Below are 15,360 nucleotides of genomic sequence, written 5' to 3' on the forward strand. Positions count from 1 at the left end.
GTGAGTAGTTTTGAGTTAATTATTTGAATTATGATCAAAATATTAGGTTTAGTCATGGCGGTAGGAGGAGCGATCGCCTTGATATTGGGAGTATTGGGCGTTTTCGGTAGTATTGCCATGGGAGCAGCTACATGGCCTTGTATAATTCTGGGTGTTATCTTCTTCTTTGCAGGCATTTCCATGCTCAAAAGACAAAAAGATACTGACGAAATTGAGGCAGAATCTTAATAATCAGTCAGCTTCTGGGGCGAGTTCTATTACAAGCCCTTCAAGATCTTCAGTAATGGGAATTTGGCAGCCAAGGCGGGAATTGTCTTTAACGTTTTCAGCTTCCCATAACATGGCTTCTTCATCATCATTGCGCTCGAGAATGTCGTGATCGCTTATGATATAACACTGACAGGTGGCACACATAGCCATACCGCCACAAACGGCTTGTACAGGCAATTCATAGGCTTTACAAACTTCCATGACATTCATGTTCATATCAGTAGGAGCTTCAACTTCATGACGCACGCCCTCGCGGTCTATGATGGTCATTTTAATATCATTCATCGACCGCTTCTTTTTGAGAAATCTTTTTTACGACTGCTTTTTCAGCAATTTTTTGTGATCCATCAAAACCACTTACACCACCTACCGTAGTGTATTTCATTACGTACCTCTTATCTGGAAAAATGCGTTGGTAGGCACTCTGGCACATTAACGTTGCCTCATGGAAACCACAAAGGATTAATTTTAATTTACCAGGATAGGTGTTTACATCTCCTATAGCGTAAATGCCTGGAATATTCGTTTGATAGTCTAGGGTATTATCCACTTTGATGGCGTTTTTCTCGATTTCAAGACCCCAATCTGCGATAGGTCCTAATTTAGGCGAGAGTCCGAATAATGGAATGAAAGCGTCACATTCAATTTCTTCCATGCGTCGCGCTTTGTCATTATGACGCACGATTACAGAGTCAACTTTTTCATCCCCTTTAATTTCCATGACTTCGGCTGGTGTAATCAAGCGCACTTTGTCTGCCTCGACTAGTTCTTGAACTTTCTCAACACTGTCCAGCGCCCCACGGAATTCTTCCCTGCGGTGCACAAGCGTTACTTCGCTAGCAACATCTGCTAAAAAAACGGTCCAGTCGAGCGCACTGTCACCACCACCGGCGATCACCACCTTTTTGTCGCGGTAGTCTTCTGGATTTTTTACCATGTAGACGAGCCCACGATCTTCATATTTTTCAAGATTATCTATCGCAGGTTTACGTGGTTCAAAGGAACCCAATCCACCAGCGATGGCGACCACTTTTGCTTTGTGTTGAGTGCCTTTACTAGTGGTAACGATAAAGCAATCATCTTCTTGCTTCTCGATGGTTTCAGCTCTCTCACCTAAAGTAAACCCAGGCTGGAAAGGCTCAATCTGTTTCATTAGGTTATCTACTAGATCACCAGCAAGTACTTCAGGAAAACCGGGAATATCGTATATAGGTTTTTTAGGGTATAATTCAGAGCACTGGCCGCCCGGTTGAGCTAGAGCGTCAATTAGATGACATTTTAATTTTAATAAGCCCGCTTCAAATACAGCAAACAAACCTGTAGGTCCGGCTCCTATAATAAGTAGATCAGTTTCAATTACTTCTCCGTTCATATTCCTTCAATTCTCTAAGCCTGCAAAGGTCGTATCTAACTTGATGTTATACAAATATCTTATGATAGCCTAACGCCCATATTTTTTTAATAAAATAATTTGTTCAATGACTTTGTTTCCTACAAAATGTTTTTTGATTTAAACAAACCACACACACTGAAAATTAAACTTTTAAGAAGAAATGACACTTGCAATTTTAGTTTTTTATCTTACATTTGTTACGTAAGTTATATCTTACATAGGAATTCTTAAAATCTAGCCATAATGAAAATTGCGCAAATTCCATCAAATGAAGTGGCTAGGCTTAGGGCGTTGAACCGTCTCAAGATACTCGATACCGTAAATGAGACACACTACGATACGATTACACAATTAGCTTCTTATGTGTGCGGGACTAAGAGTTCTGTGATATCCTTAGTAGATGAGAATAGACAGTGGTTCAAATCTACAATAGGTATTGACATTTGTGAAACAGGACGGGATGTAAGTTTTTGCGCTCATGCCATTAATAATCCCAAACATTTGATGGAAGTGCCAGATGCTACTCTGGATCCACGTTTTCATGACAATCCACTGGTTACTGACAATACTAATCCAGTAATCTTTTACGCAGGAGTACCTCTTAAAGATAACGAGGGTCATGCCATAGGCACCCTATGTGTTTTACACAATAAGCCTAAAAAACTCAAAAAAAAACAACGTAAAGCTTTACAGAGTCTGGCTCTTCAAGTAGAAGAGTTGTTGAAACTGAGAGCATTGAATAATGAGTTGGAGCTTTCGCGAAAGCATCTTAAACGTCACAATGATTTGCTCAAAGATTTTGCTGGAACGGTTTCTCATGACATGAAAATGCCGCTGGCTAACCTTATAGTCACTTCAGATTTGTTAAGCAAGAAATACGACGCTTTGCTGGATTCCTCAGGTAAGAAATACTTGAAATACTTAAAGCAATCTTCGCTCTCTCTGAGTGATTATATTTCTAACATTCTTACTCATTATGAGGCTTCCTCCTATGACCTGGATGATCGAGTAGAGTTTCATCTTAACGATTTACTAGAGGAAATCATGGATCTTCTCGATGTGAATCATGATTGTGAAATCAATTTTCCAGATGAAAACCTTTCTATCAACTGCAACAAAACCGCTCTAGAACAGATTTTTATCAATTTACTGGTAAACAGCATTAAGTATAATGATAAAGAAACGACGGTTATAAATATTACATCTGAAAATTCAGATACTTTTTACAGATTCAGTGTAAAGGATAACGGGAGAGGTATACCAGCTGACAAAATTGATACCATCTTTGAACTTTTTAAAACTTCAGGGGAGCCAGACCGTGATGGGAAAAAAGGGCATGGAATAGGCCTTACTACGGTAAAACAACTCGTTGAAGATTTAGATGGTTCCATAAATGTTCAGTCTCATGAAAAAGTTGGAACCACCTTTACTTTTACCATCAAGAAGTAATAAAAGTGAGATGCTTCAAAGCACAGTTTGATTACTTTATAAAAAAGTAAACAGATGATTTTACCAGAGCTCAACTTTCATGTTTTCAGAAATTTACTTGGGTAAGTCAAAAGTCATGTCATAAAAGTCAATCAGTTGGTACAGTTTATTTACATTTGCAATCGATTGAGGAAAGATTTGGCTGCTTGCGACCTCGTTTGGATTGTTTCTGAACACAAACGCTAAAACAGTGATTACTGCACGCAATTTCAGCCACATTTTATTTCTCTTTGAATTTCATATTAACTTGAAAGCGTGATGGTTTTTACGCTTTCGCGAAAGCGCATTAACTAAAATGTCATACCTATTTACCAGCGAGTCCGTAAGTGAAGGACATCCAGACAAGGTTGCTGATCAGATCAGTGACGCATTACTTGATAATTTTTTAGCCTTTGATCCGGAATCAAAAGTGGCTTGTGAGACCCTCGTGACCACGGGACAAGTGGTGCTGGCAGGTGAGGTCAAATCTGATACTTATGTCGATGTCCAAGCCATTGCTCGCGATGTGATCAACAAAATCGGTTACACTAAGGGTGAATACCAGTTTAGCGGTGATTCTTGTGGGGTAATTTCCTTGATTCACGAGCAGTCTCAAGACATCAATCAAGGTGTGGATCGCGATTCAAAAGAGGAGCAAGGAGCAGGTGATCAAGGAATGATGTTCGGTTACGCGACAAACGAGACTGAAAACTACATGCCGCTTGCACTTGATATCTCGCACAAGATTTTGATCGAGTTGGCTAAACTGCGTCGTGAGGATGATGCGATTACCTATTTACGACCTGATGCAAAATCTCAGGTGACCATCGAGTATAGCGACGATAACGTGCCCCAGCGCATCGATGCGATTGTGATCTCGACGCAACACGATCCTTTTAATGAGGATGATGATGCGATGCTTGCCCAGATCAAGAAAGACCTTATCGAGATTTTAATTCCGCGTGTCAAGGAACAACTGCCGCAATACGCGCAAGATCTATTCAATAAGGATATAACCTACCATATCAACCCGACTGGGAAGTTTGTAATAGGTGGACCGCACGGCGATACGGGCTTGACAGGACGTAAGATCATTGTAGATACTTATGGTGGTAAGGGTGCTCACGGTGGTGGTGCTTTTTCAGGAAAGGATCCTTCAAAAGTGGATAGGAGCGCTGCCTATGCCTCCAGACACATCGCAAAAAACCTTGTTGCAGCAGGATTGGCCACTGAAGTTTTAGTACAAGTTTCTTATGCGATAGGCGTTGTGAAACCAACTTCTATCTTGGTAAACACTTATGGAACCTCAAAAGTAAACCTGACCGATGGTGAGATTAGTAAAAAAGTAGCAGAAATTTTTGACATGCGCCCAGCGGCAATTGAATCACGTTTAAAATTGCGTAACCCGATTTATTCAGAAACGGCAGCCTACGGTCACATGGGTCGCACGCCACGAAAGGAGAAATTGGTTTTCAACTCGCCCTACAACGGTACGGTAGAAAAAGAGGTGGAACTATTCACTTGGGAAAAACTGGATCATGTGGAGGAAGTGAAAAACGCTTTTGATTTGTAATTAAATCAGTTTTATTTCAATGCAAAGCCCCAAGAAACCCTTGGGGCTTTTTTGTGTCCTGTGAAAATTTAAAAATTTTGTTGTAGCTTTAAACCATTCAAATATTAACCAACTAAGTCCATGAAGCATATTTTTTCTAGCCCAAGGTATTTTATTACTTGGGGGGGTCCTACTTGTCTTATTGCTAATAGTCTCCTGTCAACCTGATTTTGTTGAGGAAGATCCGGTTCTTGAGGAGCAGTCCAAAATGTCCATTACCCACACCTCACTAAGCCGTTTATCAAAATCAGCTCCTGAAGTGTACGACAGGTCGCTGTCCCTAGCTCTAAGTGATTCCAAGTTTACCAAAAGTGCTGGAGACAGCACGAGTCTGGTTCTGGACACGACCAATGTTTATATAACAGAGGGACTGGACTACAAAAACTATATCTTTAGGGTGGAGCCCGATGCAAACAGCCCGGCCGATGAACTAAAGAACCTGATGATCGTGCGGCTCAGGGACAGCCTGACCCATCAATATCTGGTAACCTACAAGATGCTGGATGCTGTAACCATTGATACAACTGATGTGAAGATTGAGGGTTTTTTTGCAGAAGACCTGAGTGGTCATGTTCCCATGAAGTGTGGTGGTACGGAGACGGTGATGACATGGGTAGAGGGCTATATGGTGTCCTATAATTGTACAAATGGTGGAGATCATTCTCCAGGTGAGTCATGTGCGCCTGGAGAAAGCAGGTGGGGCCAGGCCTACGAATATTTTGTGCCAGGACATTATGATGTACAGTTCATTGAACAAGAACCTTGCGATTCTTTTGAAGACCCTAACGCCAGTAGTAACACTACGGGCGCGGGAGACCCAAATGGTAGTGGTAATGAAGACGATGACGATGAGGACGATGATCCAGAAAGCATAGGCATAGATGTGGTGCCTAATAGAGAGTTGCCAGGGCCAGTGGATCCAGAATGTAAATATTTAATGGATTTGCTCAATGACAATTCTTTCAAGTCGCACCTGAGCGATTTACGTAGCTCTGCAAATAGAGAAGAATATGAAGAGATATACGAGTTTACCCGTGGCATTAATGACGCGACCGGGACACTGGACTTTTATTCTGATAGCGGCTCGGCCAGCAAGCCTACCGCACCAGTGAGAACCCTTGCCAGAAATGAGATCAGGGTTATTATGATTCATACACACCCTAAAGCCAGGCAGGGGTACTCCAACCATAGCATGTTTTCCTATACTGATATTGATATTTTCTTGAAAGACATCACGAAAGTGAATCTATCGGGTCAGGATAACAGTCAAATGACCAATATTATTGTAACCGTCGAGGGGGGAAAAATTAATATGTACGCCTTAAAAAAAGCCCCTAATTCAGATATAGCGAACAACTACCTCGCGCACCAGCAAAGCGTATTAGGGATGACGGAAGATGAGAGGAAGGATGAGCGAGATAATTATGAAGAGGCTATAAAAAATGCTTTTTATGATTTAGATCCTCAAAAAAAGATGGAATTCTATGCGTTGAGGCAATTGAAGAAAATGGGTCTTCATCTGTACAAATCTGATAACGAACACACCTCGTGGCAACGAATGACGCTTGAATCAGACCCATCGAAACCAAATGGTTTGAAATTAGGAAGTCCAGAATCCTGCGATTAAACTCAAAAAACTTAGAAACATGAAAACGATACTAACTATAATATTTGTGGGCACCTTTCTTACAGCTTGCAAGTCACAAACTTACCCGATAGAAAGAAGTTATCCAGTTTTTCCAGAATCAGGAATGATCTTTAAGGACACCAACAATAACTTTGATAAGTTTGAGGGCACTTGGGAGTATGTTGATGCTACTAGCAGGTTAAGAATAGTCTTAGAAAAAATAGAGGATTATGAGGACAACGGTTATTTTTCTGATGTAATTGTGGGCAACTTGATCTACGAGGAAAACGGTGTAGAGATTATCAACACCCTAACCAATCCCTCTACCTCTCAAGGATCTGACGATATTTATCATATTAAAATGTTTTCCATACCGAGGCCAAATCTTATAGTAGGTAGCTTTGAGGATCCCATACGCAGCAAGTGGACAAGATATACCCTGCGATTGATCCATGGTAGGGTGATATCCATGAACAATAGCAATGTTACCGAGCAACTGGAATGGGGGCTGCAGATCTATGAGTTTTATAATCCTGATGATGATCTAGATGCTGAACAGGCAATGCGGGTGCCAAGGGAAGTGATACTTACCAAGTTATAAGTCATTGGTATACATCTAGAATTGGGCCCCAAGAAATCTTGGGGCTTTTTTGCGCCTTGAATTTAGGTGGGCTGTCCCTTCCATTATCCTTAAATTTGAGGATCACTTATGGAAACATCAAATCTAGAGACTAAAATACTGGTTGCTGGCGCAGGACTTTGCGGTTCATTACTGGGTCTGCGGCTGGCGCAACGAGGCTATCACGTAGATATTTTAGAGAAGCGTCCCGACATGCGTACCAAAACCGTAGATGGCGGGCGCAGTATCAATCTTGCACTTTCGGATCGAGGTCTTAAAGGATTAGAGCTTGTCGGATTGGGAGACAAAGTTCGTGAGCTTTGCATTCCCATGCACGGCCGACTGATCCACGATAAAGAGGGAAATACCTTTTTATCCAAATACAGCGGTAGGGAAGGCGAGTATATCAACTCCATATCACGAGAAGAGCTCAACAAACTTTTGCTCAATGAAGCAGATCAATACGATAAAGTCCAGATTGACTTTGACGATGCGGTTACAGCCGTAGATCTTAAAAATGCTTCCCTGACCTATCACGATTCAGAAAGTGATACCGAGAAAACCTGGCAAGCCGATGTGGTTTTTGGGACTGACGGTGCTGGATCGGTTGTGCGCAAGACAATGGAAAAGCAGCGGGATTTTTTGTTTTCCCACAGCATCAATTGGTTACCACACGGCTATAAAGAATTGAGCATTCCGCCAACAGAAGATGGTGGCTGGCGCATTCATAAGAATGCGCTGCACATCTGGCCGCGAGGTGGTTTTATGCTGATCGCGCTGCCTAATTTAGACGGGAGTTTTACCCTGACGTTGTTTTTGCAGTATTCTGGCGAAGGGTATTCCTTTGATTCCATCAAGACTGATAAAGAGATACTAGATTTCTTCAAGAGTGAGTTTCCAGATGTGGTTCCTCACATTCCTGATTTGGTACAGCAGTTTCATGATAATCCTGCGCCGCCTCTGGGAACGGTACGTTGCGAGCCCTGGTCAGCTTATGATAAAAGTCTAATTCTCGGCGATGCTGCACATGCGATTGTACCTTTTTACGGACAGGGGATGAATGCCAGTTTTGAAGACGTTGCTGTGCTTGATGCCTTGATCGATGCACATGATTCTTGGGAAAAAGTAATGAACCAGTTCTCAAAACTTCGCAAACCCGATGCAGACGCGATTGCAGATCTTGCCTTGGATAATTTTGTGGAGATGCGGGACAGCGTCGCCCATCCCGATTTTCAGAAAAAACGGCAGATTGAGATGCGGCTGGAGTCCGCTTTCGCGAAAGCGAAATACCAATCAAAATATTCCATGGTTACTTTCCCAGCAGAACGCGTGAGCTATAAGGATGCATTAGTAAAAGGTCGCGCTCAGGACAAAGCGATATTGTGGCTGCTTAAAGAAAATCAGATTCAAGTTGATGATGATTTGCATGAACTTCTCGATAAGATCAATCAGAAAACGCAGGAGGTTATGTGGTTGAGAGAAAAATAATATTTGAAATATGTCAGTACTAAAAGATAAAGCAAAACCAAGAGGTAGGTACCCGCACATCAAGCGAGTAGGAGATTTTTTATTTGTTTCTGGAACCAGTAGCCGTAGGCCAGACAACACGTTTGCCGGAGTGGAAGTCGATGAGATGGGAACCACAAATCTAGATATCAAAGAGCAAACCGCGGCGGTTTTGGAAAATATCGATGCCATTTTACAAACAGAAGGAGCCTCCTTAAAAGATGTCGTAGACGTGACCACTTTTTTAGTGAATATGAATGATTTTGGCGGATATAACGAGACTTACGGTTATTACTTTGACCATAATGGACCCACGCGCACTACGGTGGCAGTTCATCAGTTGCCTCATCCTCATTTATTGATAGAGATAAAGGCTATGGCATACAAGCCGGTTTAAAATTAAATTACAAAAAAGAACTTATTTAAGTACTTAATGTATATTTGTGTTATGGAAGTAGTTAATTATACTGAATTCAGATCCAATCTTAAGCTATGGCTCGACAAAGTCATAGATGATGTAAGTTCCTTAGTCATCAAAAGAAGCAAGGGTAGAGATCTTGTGTTAATACCGCTTGATGAATATAATTCTCTGAAAGAAACAAATTATTTACTTTCAGGAGCTAACCGAGATATTCTCTTGAAATCTATTGAGAAGCTAGAAAAAGGCGAGGGTAAAGAAAAACAACTGATTGAATGAGATATATTTGGTCAGACGATGCATGGGAAGACTATTTATATTGGCAGAAAATTGATCGCAAAATTCTGAAAAGAATCAATGAGTTAGTAAAGATTTGTTCCCGAACTCCTTTTGAGGGCATAGGTAAGCCAGAAGCTTTACGTGGGGACTTGAGCGGATATTGGTCAAGAAGAATCACGAGCGAACACCGTCTAGTTTATAAATATTATGATGATAGCTTGCTCATTGCATCCTGTAGGTATCATTACAAAAAATAGCGTAGTTACGCATTCAAATGACCATCAAAAACTTCATCAACAATCAAGATCACATTCCGCTTTCTGGAATGTGGCTGGATAATTACGAGCCTGCTACTGGAAAGATTTACGGTGAGATCCCCAATTCTAATGAGGACGACGTGGAGCGTGCGGTTCAAGCGGCTGAAGAAGCTTTCCCAGCCTGGTCGCAGACTTCAATTGATGAGCGCAGTAAAATTATGCTGCGTATCGCTGACCTGATCGAAGAAGAACTGAATGAACTTGCGGTCGCAGAGTCAAAAGATAACGGGAAGCCTCTATGGTTAGCAAAAGCTGTGGATATTCCCAGAGCATCCAGCAATTTCAGGTTTTATGGGAATGCGATTACTCAGTACGCGAGTAAGTCACATGAAAGCGTAGGGAAAAATACCATCAACTTCACGTTGCGCAAACCTATAGGCGTGGTGGGTTGTATCTCGCCATGGAACTTGCCTTTATACCTTTTTACTTGGAAAATTGCTCCGGCCATTGCTGCTGGAAATTGTGTAATTGCCAAACCTAGTGAGGTCACTCCAGCAACCGCTTATTTATTGGGTAAAATTGTTGAACGAGCTGGTTTGCCTGCGGGAGTTCTCAACATCGTTCATGGAATGGGAGCATCTTGCGGGAGCGCCATTGTGAAACATCCCAAAATAAAAGCCATCAGTTTTACAGGTGGCACTACAACTGGTGCAGCCATTGCTGCTCAAGCTGCTCCCATGTTTAAAAAATTATCCTTAGAACTGGGCGGGAAGAATCCCAACCTCATTTTTGCCGATTGCGATTATGAAAAGATGCTTGATACAACGGTACGTAGCTCTTTTGCAAATCAAGGCCAAATTTGCCTTTGTGGGAGCAGAATTTTTGTAGAGAAAAAAATCTACGAGCGTTTCAAATCCGGTTTTGAAACAAAGGTGAAGGAACTTAAGGTAGGGAATCCCGCTGATGCGAGTACTAAAGTAGGAGCCTTGGTTAGCCAGCAACATCTGGAAAAAGTGGAAAGTTATATCGCTTTCGCGAAAGCGAACCCAAAAGAATACGCGATCCTCTCGGGAGGTTCCAGAGTCACAGTGAAAGATTTTGAAGAAGGATATTATCTAGAACCTACTGTAATCGAGGTATCTTCAAATGACTGTAAACTCAATCAAGAGGAAATATTCGGGCCGGTGGTAACTATAATGCCTTTTGAGGATGAGCAGGAAGCCCTAAAATTAGCAAATAGTACTCGATACGGCTTGAGCTCTACGTTATGGACCAGTGATCTGAATCGGTGTATGCGATTGAGCAATGCGATGGAATCTGGGATCGTGTGGGTAAATACTTGGTTGAATCGGGATTTGAGAACGCCCTTCGGTGGTGTCAAGGATAGTGGTGTGGGTCGAGAAGGTGGCTTTGAGGCACTAGACTTTTTTACCGAACCTAAAAATGTGTGTATCGAGTACCATTGAAAACAGTTTTCAACTGCTTTTAAATTTGTTTAAAATTTGTTAATTTAGAAGCAATTAAAGCTTGACGACATGACTGCCCGATCAAAACCCAATGTACTGTTTTACATCATTGCACTCGTTTTTCTATTGTGGAATTTAATAGGAGTGGGATTTTTCTTCACAGAAATGTTTGCTGAAGACATGATCGTAGCTCAGATGAATGAGCATCAGGAACGTATCTACGAGAATAGGCCTGCCTGGTACATGGGGAATTATGCGCTTGCTGTTTTTGCAGGACTCGTTGCTTGCATCGCAATGCTGTTCAAACATAGATCAGCAGTCTTGTTTGCAGCGATTTCTTTTTTAGCTGTATTGATTTCTACCGCTTTCAATTTCTCAGTAGGTGCCTGGGAATATGTTTCAACTGCAGATCTTGTCACCTTTCTATTAGTTCCTATCATGGGTTTTTTGCTGGCGTTATATACTTTGTATGCTCGCAAAAAAGGCTGGTTACGATAGGTGTGAATTAAACGATTTCAAATATTTCCTTTACAGCTCTGAAGGTATTGGCATGTGCTTCTATGATCGTTTTGATATCAGGTGAGTAACCGCCGCCCATGCTGCATTGGACGGGTATGAAACGACCTTTTTTAGTTCTCGCTTTCGCGAAAGCGTCTAAAGCAAAAACATCTCTTTCTTTACAACCTTGAGTACTCATCGATAATCGTCCTAGCTTATCACTTTCCAGAACATCTACCCCACACAGATAAAAAATAAAATCGGGTTGCTCTTGAGCAATAAGATCGGGTAGGGTGTGCTTGAGTTCTTTGAGGTAATATTCATCTCCTGAACCATCAGGAACTGCAATATCCATGTCGCTCTGTTCTTTTTTGAAAGGGTAGTTACCGGCGCCGTGCATGGAAAAGGTAAAAACAGAGTCATCGTGCTGAAAAATTTCGGCAGTTCCGTTGCCTTGATGTACGTCTAGATCTACAATTAATATTTTTTCAGCATAACCGTGATGCTGTAAGTACCGGGCCGCGATGGCTTGATCGTTGAGGAGACAGAATGCTTCGCCATGATCTGAGTAGGCGTGGTGTGTACCGCCCGCAATATTCATGGCCACTCTATATTCTACCGCTTTGAGACATCCTTCAATAGTCCCCTGCGCAATACGCAGTTCTCGATCGACTAGCTGCTCGCTCAATGGAAAGCCCAGTTTGCGTGCGGCTCTTCTATCGAGTGACAGATTCTTGAGATCGTCGAGGTAGTCTTGGGTATGCACTCTAAGAACATCTGCATCTTGACACAGTCTTGACGGTTTAAAAAAGTCAGCTGCTGTAGCCGTACCTTCATAAAGCAATTGCTCGGGTAGCAATTCATATTTGATCATGGGGAACCGGTGACCCTCTGGCAGTGGATGTTTGTAAATAGGATGAAAAGCTATAGGAAACAAGCGCTTTTTGATTCAAAAATAATATCTGAATAGCTCACACTTGAGTAGTTTCATATTATTAGGACTGCTTTTTAATTGAATTTACTCGAGACTTGTTGATTAAGACATTGACAAACAGCAATTTGAATAATTATCAAAAAGCATGTCGCTAAATTGTTTTTTGATACTACTTTTGCGCCGTCTCAAGGGGTGCCGCAAGGCTGAGATTATACCCGAGGAACCTGGGCAGGTAATGCTGCCAAGGGAAATAAACACCACCAGTCGCTCGAGAGGCTGGTACGTTTTGAGCATCCTCCAATTCTATATTAATAACCGAGTAAATGCCCCTTTTATTTGAACAAAACTGTTCTAATGAAACATTTATCTATGGTTGTAATTGTCGCAGGTTTACTTGCCTCGTCAATTAGCCAAGCACAAAATCAACAAGTAAAAGACAGCACTGATGCTGAAAAGCTAGATGAGGTACTGGTAAAGGCGGTACGTGTTGATGCAAACTCGCCCATCACGCACAGCAACCTGTCCAAAGAAGAGATTGCAAAACGCAATTTAGGCCAAGACATTCCCATTTTACTCAACTACCTACCTTCAGTAGTCACTACCACAGATGCTGGAGCGGGAATAGGTTACACTGGAATAAGAATAAGAGGTGTGAGCGCTCAGTCCACAAACGTAACTATTAATGGTATACCTTATTCTGACGCTGAGTCGCTGGGTACTTTTTGGGTGAACCTGGGAGATTTTGCGTCATCTGTTGAGAATTTACAGGTGCAGCGCGGTGTCGGGACGAGTACGAATGGTAGTGGCGCTTTTGGAGCGAGTATCAACGTGTTGACTGATGCTGTATCTAGAGAAGCATCTGGTGAGATTTCTAACTCTTTTGGGAGTTTTAATAGTAGAAAGCACACAGTAAAGTTCTCCACGGGCTTGATGAATGAGCATTTTGAGATTGCGGGTAGACTTTCTAACATCGCATCAGATGGTTATATAGATCGAGCGTCTACTGATTTGAAATCTTACTATTTACAAGGCTCTTACGTAGATGAAAATAGACTTATAAAAGCAGTCATGTTTGGTGGGAATAATGTGACTTATCAATCGTGGTTTGGAATTGATGAAGATCAACTTAAAGAAGATCGTAGATTTAATCCTGCAGGTCAGTATACTGATGAAGATGGTAACACTCAGTTCTACGATAATGAAGTGGACGACTATCGCCAGGACCATTATCAATTGCACTGGAATGAGCGCATCAACAATAGGTTATCTACAAACGTAGCGCTGAACTACACTTATGGTCGTGGATTTTTTGAGCAATATCGTGAAGATGACGATTTTGATACCTATGGTTTTGATCCTCTAACCGTCAATGGTAGCTTAGTGAATACCACTGACCTTATAAGACGTCGCTGGCTGGATAACGATTACTACGTTCTTAACGCAAACGTAAATTATAAGGGTAACCAGATGGATATTATCTCTGGATTTTCCTTTTCACACTACGATGGTGATCATTTTGGCGAGGTGATCTGGGCACGTTTTGCCAGCCAGAGTGATATCAGAGACCGTTATTACGATGGTAACGGGAAGAAGAATGATTTTTCCGCTTTCGCGAAAGCGACATTTAAAATCAACAATCAGTTCCAGTTATATGGTGATCTACAACTGCGCAACGTTAACTATGAAACCTCAGGTATCAATTCAAACCTCACTCAATTTAATGTAGACGAGAATTATCTTTTCTTCAACCCAAAATTAGGGGTGACCTATAATGTAGATGAGGAGAATGATTTTTACTTCTCCTATGCCCGAGCAAATCGTGAGCCTAACAGAGATGACTTTGAAAACAATCCTGAGATACAGCCTGAGCAACTCAATGACTTTGAACTGGGATGGCGTCACCGTGATGGCAACTTTAGACTTAATGCAAATTCCTATTTCATGCTGTATGACGAGCAGCTCGTATTGACCGGTGCGATCAATGATGTGGGAACTCTTTTACGTACTAACAGTGGGCGTAGCTATAGGTTGGGACTTGAAGTTGACGCCGTGATTCCTGTAGCTGATTTCTTTACCATCCAGCCTAATATCACGCTTAGCCGAAATAAAAATATTGACTTCATCAGGTCATTTGATGGCGAGTTTGAAAGATTAGGCGATACTGATATTGCTTACTCACCTGAGGTTATCTCTACTACTGCCCTGGTATTTGCTCCTTTTAAAGGTTTTCAAGCATCACTTATTGGAAAGTACGTAGGGGAACAGTTCATGAGTAATGTGGAGGCTGACCGATCTAAACTGGATGATTATTTTGTAAGTGACTTGAATCTAGTTTATAGCTTTCAGCCTAAATCTATTTTTAAAGAGATCGTATTTACAGGACTGGTAAATAATCTTTTTGATGAAGAGTATGTTTCAAATGGTTATTACTTCTCATTTGATGATGATTTCACTACCCCTGGAACTATTGTGACTCAAGAAGGAGCAGGTTTTTACCCTCAAGCGGGTATCAACTTCTTAGTAGGGGCTACTTTTAAGTTCTAGGAAATCGCAAAACAGCTTATTTATGCCTCGGTCGTAAATCGATCGAGGCATATTTTTTAATTAGAAACTGTAATGATATTACCACTGCGACTCACGCGGTAAGGCTTAAGGCCATACTCTCCATCTCCCGTGAGAGGTAAACCCAAAATAATGTCATAGCTATTCTCATCGTCAGCACAAGGGCAAGTAAGTTGCGTGCCGTCTAATCGCATACGGGAACAATCGCTTGGGCTGTGATTAGGATCGCTCAGCTCCCAAGCACGATATTGCTCATTTCCCTGGTGGTAGACAACAACTCCACGCAGGCCAGCATTAGGCACCAGCACGGCGTTTTGAGCAAAATTAAGTTGAGAGTACTGTGGTAAATTTGTATTGAGCTGCACCTGGAAAGATATGTCCACTAGAAAGGGATTCTGCCGGACGCTGTCATCGTCTTGACAGGCTAGAAAAGCAAACATCGCTATTAACAA

At 41.8% G+C, this 15,360-nt stretch carries 16 protein-coding genes; 12 read left to right on the top strand and 4 right to left on the bottom strand.

Annotated elements, in window-relative coordinates:
• The first annotated feature begins 30 nt into the window (after positions 1 to 30).
• Entirely contained in the window at positions 31 to 228 is a 198-nt protein-coding gene (locus tag BST97_RS12810) for a hypothetical protein (RefSeq protein WP_085767611.1), read from the top strand.
• Between the two features lie 3 nt (positions 229 to 231).
• Here BST97_RS12810 and BST97_RS12815 read toward each other — a convergent pair whose 3' ends face one another.
• Positions 232 to 555 (bottom strand): 2Fe-2S iron-sulfur cluster-binding protein, encoded by a 324-nt coding sequence (locus BST97_RS12815; protein WP_085767612.1) that lies wholly within the window; start codon positions 553 to 555, stop codon positions 232 to 234.
• Positions 548 to 1,642 carry an NAD(P)/FAD-dependent oxidoreductase gene (locus BST97_RS12820; RefSeq protein ID WP_085767613.1) on the bottom strand — a complete coding sequence of 365 codons (1,095 nt, stop codon included), beginning with the start codon at positions 1,640 to 1,642 and terminating at the stop codon, positions 548 to 550. The genes BST97_RS12815 and BST97_RS12820 overlap by 8 nt, the downstream gene beginning before the upstream one ends.
• Before the next feature lie 264 nt (positions 1,643 to 1,906).
• On the opposite strand from BST97_RS12820, the gene BST97_RS12825 reads away from it, so the two are divergent.
• From BST97_RS12825 to BST97_RS12870, 10 genes are all read left to right on the top strand, one after another.
• The gene (locus BST97_RS12825; RefSeq protein ID WP_085767614.1) at positions 1,907 to 3,112 is read left to right on the top strand and encodes a sensor histidine kinase; all 1,206 of its coding nucleotides are present in this window, start codon (positions 1,907 to 1,909) and stop codon (positions 3,110 to 3,112) included.
• A gap of 334 nt (positions 3,113 to 3,446) precedes the next feature.
• Positions 3,447 to 4,703 (top strand): methionine adenosyltransferase, encoded by a 1,257-nt coding sequence (gene metK / locus BST97_RS12830; RefSeq protein WP_085767615.1) that lies wholly within the window; start codon positions 3,447 to 3,449, stop codon positions 4,701 to 4,703.
• A gap of 181 nt (positions 4,704 to 4,884) precedes the next feature.
• A complete protein-coding gene (locus tag BST97_RS12835) occupies positions 4,885 to 6,369 on the top strand; it encodes a hypothetical protein (RefSeq protein ID WP_157111665.1) in 1,485 nt (494 codons plus the stop codon).
• Between the two features lie 19 nt (positions 6,370 to 6,388).
• A complete protein-coding gene (locus BST97_RS12840) occupies positions 6,389 to 6,970 on the top strand; it encodes a DUF6705 family protein (protein WP_157111667.1) in 582 nt (193 codons plus the stop codon).
• Positions 6,971 to 7,078: 108 nt separating this feature from the next.
• Positions 7,079 to 8,476 carry an FAD-dependent oxidoreductase gene (locus BST97_RS12845; protein ID WP_085767618.1) on the top strand — a complete coding sequence of 466 codons (1,398 nt, stop codon included), beginning with the start codon at positions 7,079 to 7,081 and terminating at the stop codon, positions 8,474 to 8,476.
• A gap of 10 nt (positions 8,477 to 8,486) precedes the next feature.
• Positions 8,487 to 8,891, top strand: a complete 405-nt coding sequence (locus BST97_RS12850; RefSeq protein WP_085767619.1) for a RidA family protein — start codon at positions 8,487 to 8,489, stop codon at positions 8,889 to 8,891.
• Positions 8,892 to 8,942: 51 nt separating this feature from the next.
• The gene (locus BST97_RS12855; protein ID WP_085767620.1) at positions 8,943 to 9,191 is read left to right on the top strand and encodes a type II toxin-antitoxin system Phd/YefM family antitoxin; all 249 of its coding nucleotides are present in this window, start codon (positions 8,943 to 8,945) and stop codon (positions 9,189 to 9,191) included.
• Positions 9,188 to 9,448 carry a Txe/YoeB family addiction module toxin gene (locus BST97_RS12860; RefSeq protein WP_085767621.1) on the top strand — a complete coding sequence of 87 codons (261 nt, stop codon included), beginning with the start codon at positions 9,188 to 9,190 and terminating at the stop codon, positions 9,446 to 9,448. The genes BST97_RS12855 and BST97_RS12860 overlap by 4 nt, the downstream gene beginning before the upstream one ends.
• 17 nt (positions 9,449 to 9,465) lie before the next feature.
• Positions 9,466 to 10,914 carry an aldehyde dehydrogenase gene (locus BST97_RS12865; RefSeq protein WP_085767622.1) on the top strand — a complete coding sequence of 483 codons (1,449 nt, stop codon included), beginning with the start codon at positions 9,466 to 9,468 and terminating at the stop codon, positions 10,912 to 10,914.
• Positions 10,915 to 10,983: 69 nt separating this feature from the next.
• Positions 10,984 to 11,412 (top strand): hypothetical protein, encoded by a 429-nt coding sequence (locus tag BST97_RS12870; RefSeq protein ID WP_085767623.1) that lies wholly within the window; start codon positions 10,984 to 10,986, stop codon positions 11,410 to 11,412.
• A gap of 7 nt (positions 11,413 to 11,419) precedes the next feature.
• Here the strand turns inward: BST97_RS12870 and BST97_RS12875 are convergent, their stop codons facing one another.
• A complete protein-coding gene (locus tag BST97_RS12875; protein ID WP_085767624.1) occupies positions 11,420 to 12,349 on the bottom strand; it encodes a histone deacetylase family protein in 930 nt (309 codons plus the stop codon).
• Between the two features lie 351 nt (positions 12,350 to 12,700).
• On the opposite strand from BST97_RS12875, the gene BST97_RS12880 reads away from it, so the two are divergent.
• Entirely contained in the window at positions 12,701 to 14,890 is a 2,190-nt protein-coding gene (locus BST97_RS12880; RefSeq protein WP_085767625.1) for a TonB-dependent receptor, read from the top strand.
• A 56-nt stretch (positions 14,891 to 14,946) separates the two neighbouring features.
• Here the strand turns inward: BST97_RS12880 and BST97_RS12885 are convergent, their stop codons facing one another.
• Positions 14,947 to 15,348: a Rieske (2Fe-2S) protein gene (locus tag BST97_RS12885; RefSeq protein ID WP_245833575.1), complete on the bottom strand. Its 402-nt coding sequence runs from the start codon at positions 15,346 to 15,348 to the stop codon at positions 14,947 to 14,949.
• Positions 15,349 to 15,360 lie beyond the last annotated feature (12 nt).

Source organism: Nonlabens spongiae, assembly GCF_002117125.1.
In the GTDB taxonomy this organism is placed as follows: domain Bacteria; phylum Bacteroidota; class Bacteroidia; order Flavobacteriales; family Flavobacteriaceae; genus Nonlabens; species Nonlabens spongiae.

Coding starts and splice junctions, on each gene's coding strand:
- BST97_RS12810 (WP_085767611.1), top strand. CDS start 31: ATGATCAAAATATTAGGTTTAGTCATGGCGGTAGGAGGAGCGATCGCC.
- BST97_RS12815 (WP_085767612.1), bottom strand. CDS start 555: ATGAATGATATTAAAATGACCATCATAGACCGCGAGGGCGTGCGTCAT.
- BST97_RS12820 (WP_085767613.1), bottom strand. CDS start 1,642: ATGAACGGAGAAGTAATTGAAACTGATCTACTTATTATAGGAGCCGGA.
- BST97_RS12825 (WP_085767614.1), top strand. CDS start 1,907: ATGAAAATTGCGCAAATTCCATCAAATGAAGTGGCTAGGCTTAGGGCG.
- metK (WP_085767615.1), top strand. CDS start 3,447: ATGTCATACCTATTTACCAGCGAGTCCGTAAGTGAAGGACATCCAGAC.
- BST97_RS12840 (WP_157111667.1), top strand. CDS start 6,389: ATGAAAACGATACTAACTATAATATTTGTGGGCACCTTTCTTACAGCT.
- BST97_RS12845 (WP_085767618.1), top strand. CDS start 7,079: ATGGAAACATCAAATCTAGAGACTAAAATACTGGTTGCTGGCGCAGGA.
- BST97_RS12850 (WP_085767619.1), top strand. CDS start 8,487: ATGTCAGTACTAAAAGATAAAGCAAAACCAAGAGGTAGGTACCCGCAC.
- BST97_RS12855 (WP_085767620.1), top strand. CDS start 8,943: ATGGAAGTAGTTAATTATACTGAATTCAGATCCAATCTTAAGCTATGG.
- BST97_RS12860 (WP_085767621.1), top strand. CDS start 9,188: ATGAGATATATTTGGTCAGACGATGCATGGGAAGACTATTTATATTGG.
- BST97_RS12865 (WP_085767622.1), top strand. CDS start 9,466: ATGACCATCAAAAACTTCATCAACAATCAAGATCACATTCCGCTTTCT.
- BST97_RS12870 (WP_085767623.1), top strand. CDS start 10,984: ATGACTGCCCGATCAAAACCCAATGTACTGTTTTACATCATTGCACTC.
- BST97_RS12880 (WP_085767625.1), top strand. CDS start 12,701: ATGAAACATTTATCTATGGTTGTAATTGTCGCAGGTTTACTTGCCTCG.
- BST97_RS12885 (WP_245833575.1), bottom strand. CDS start 15,348: ATGTTTGCTTTTCTAGCCTGTCAAGACGATGACAGCGTCCGGCAGAAT.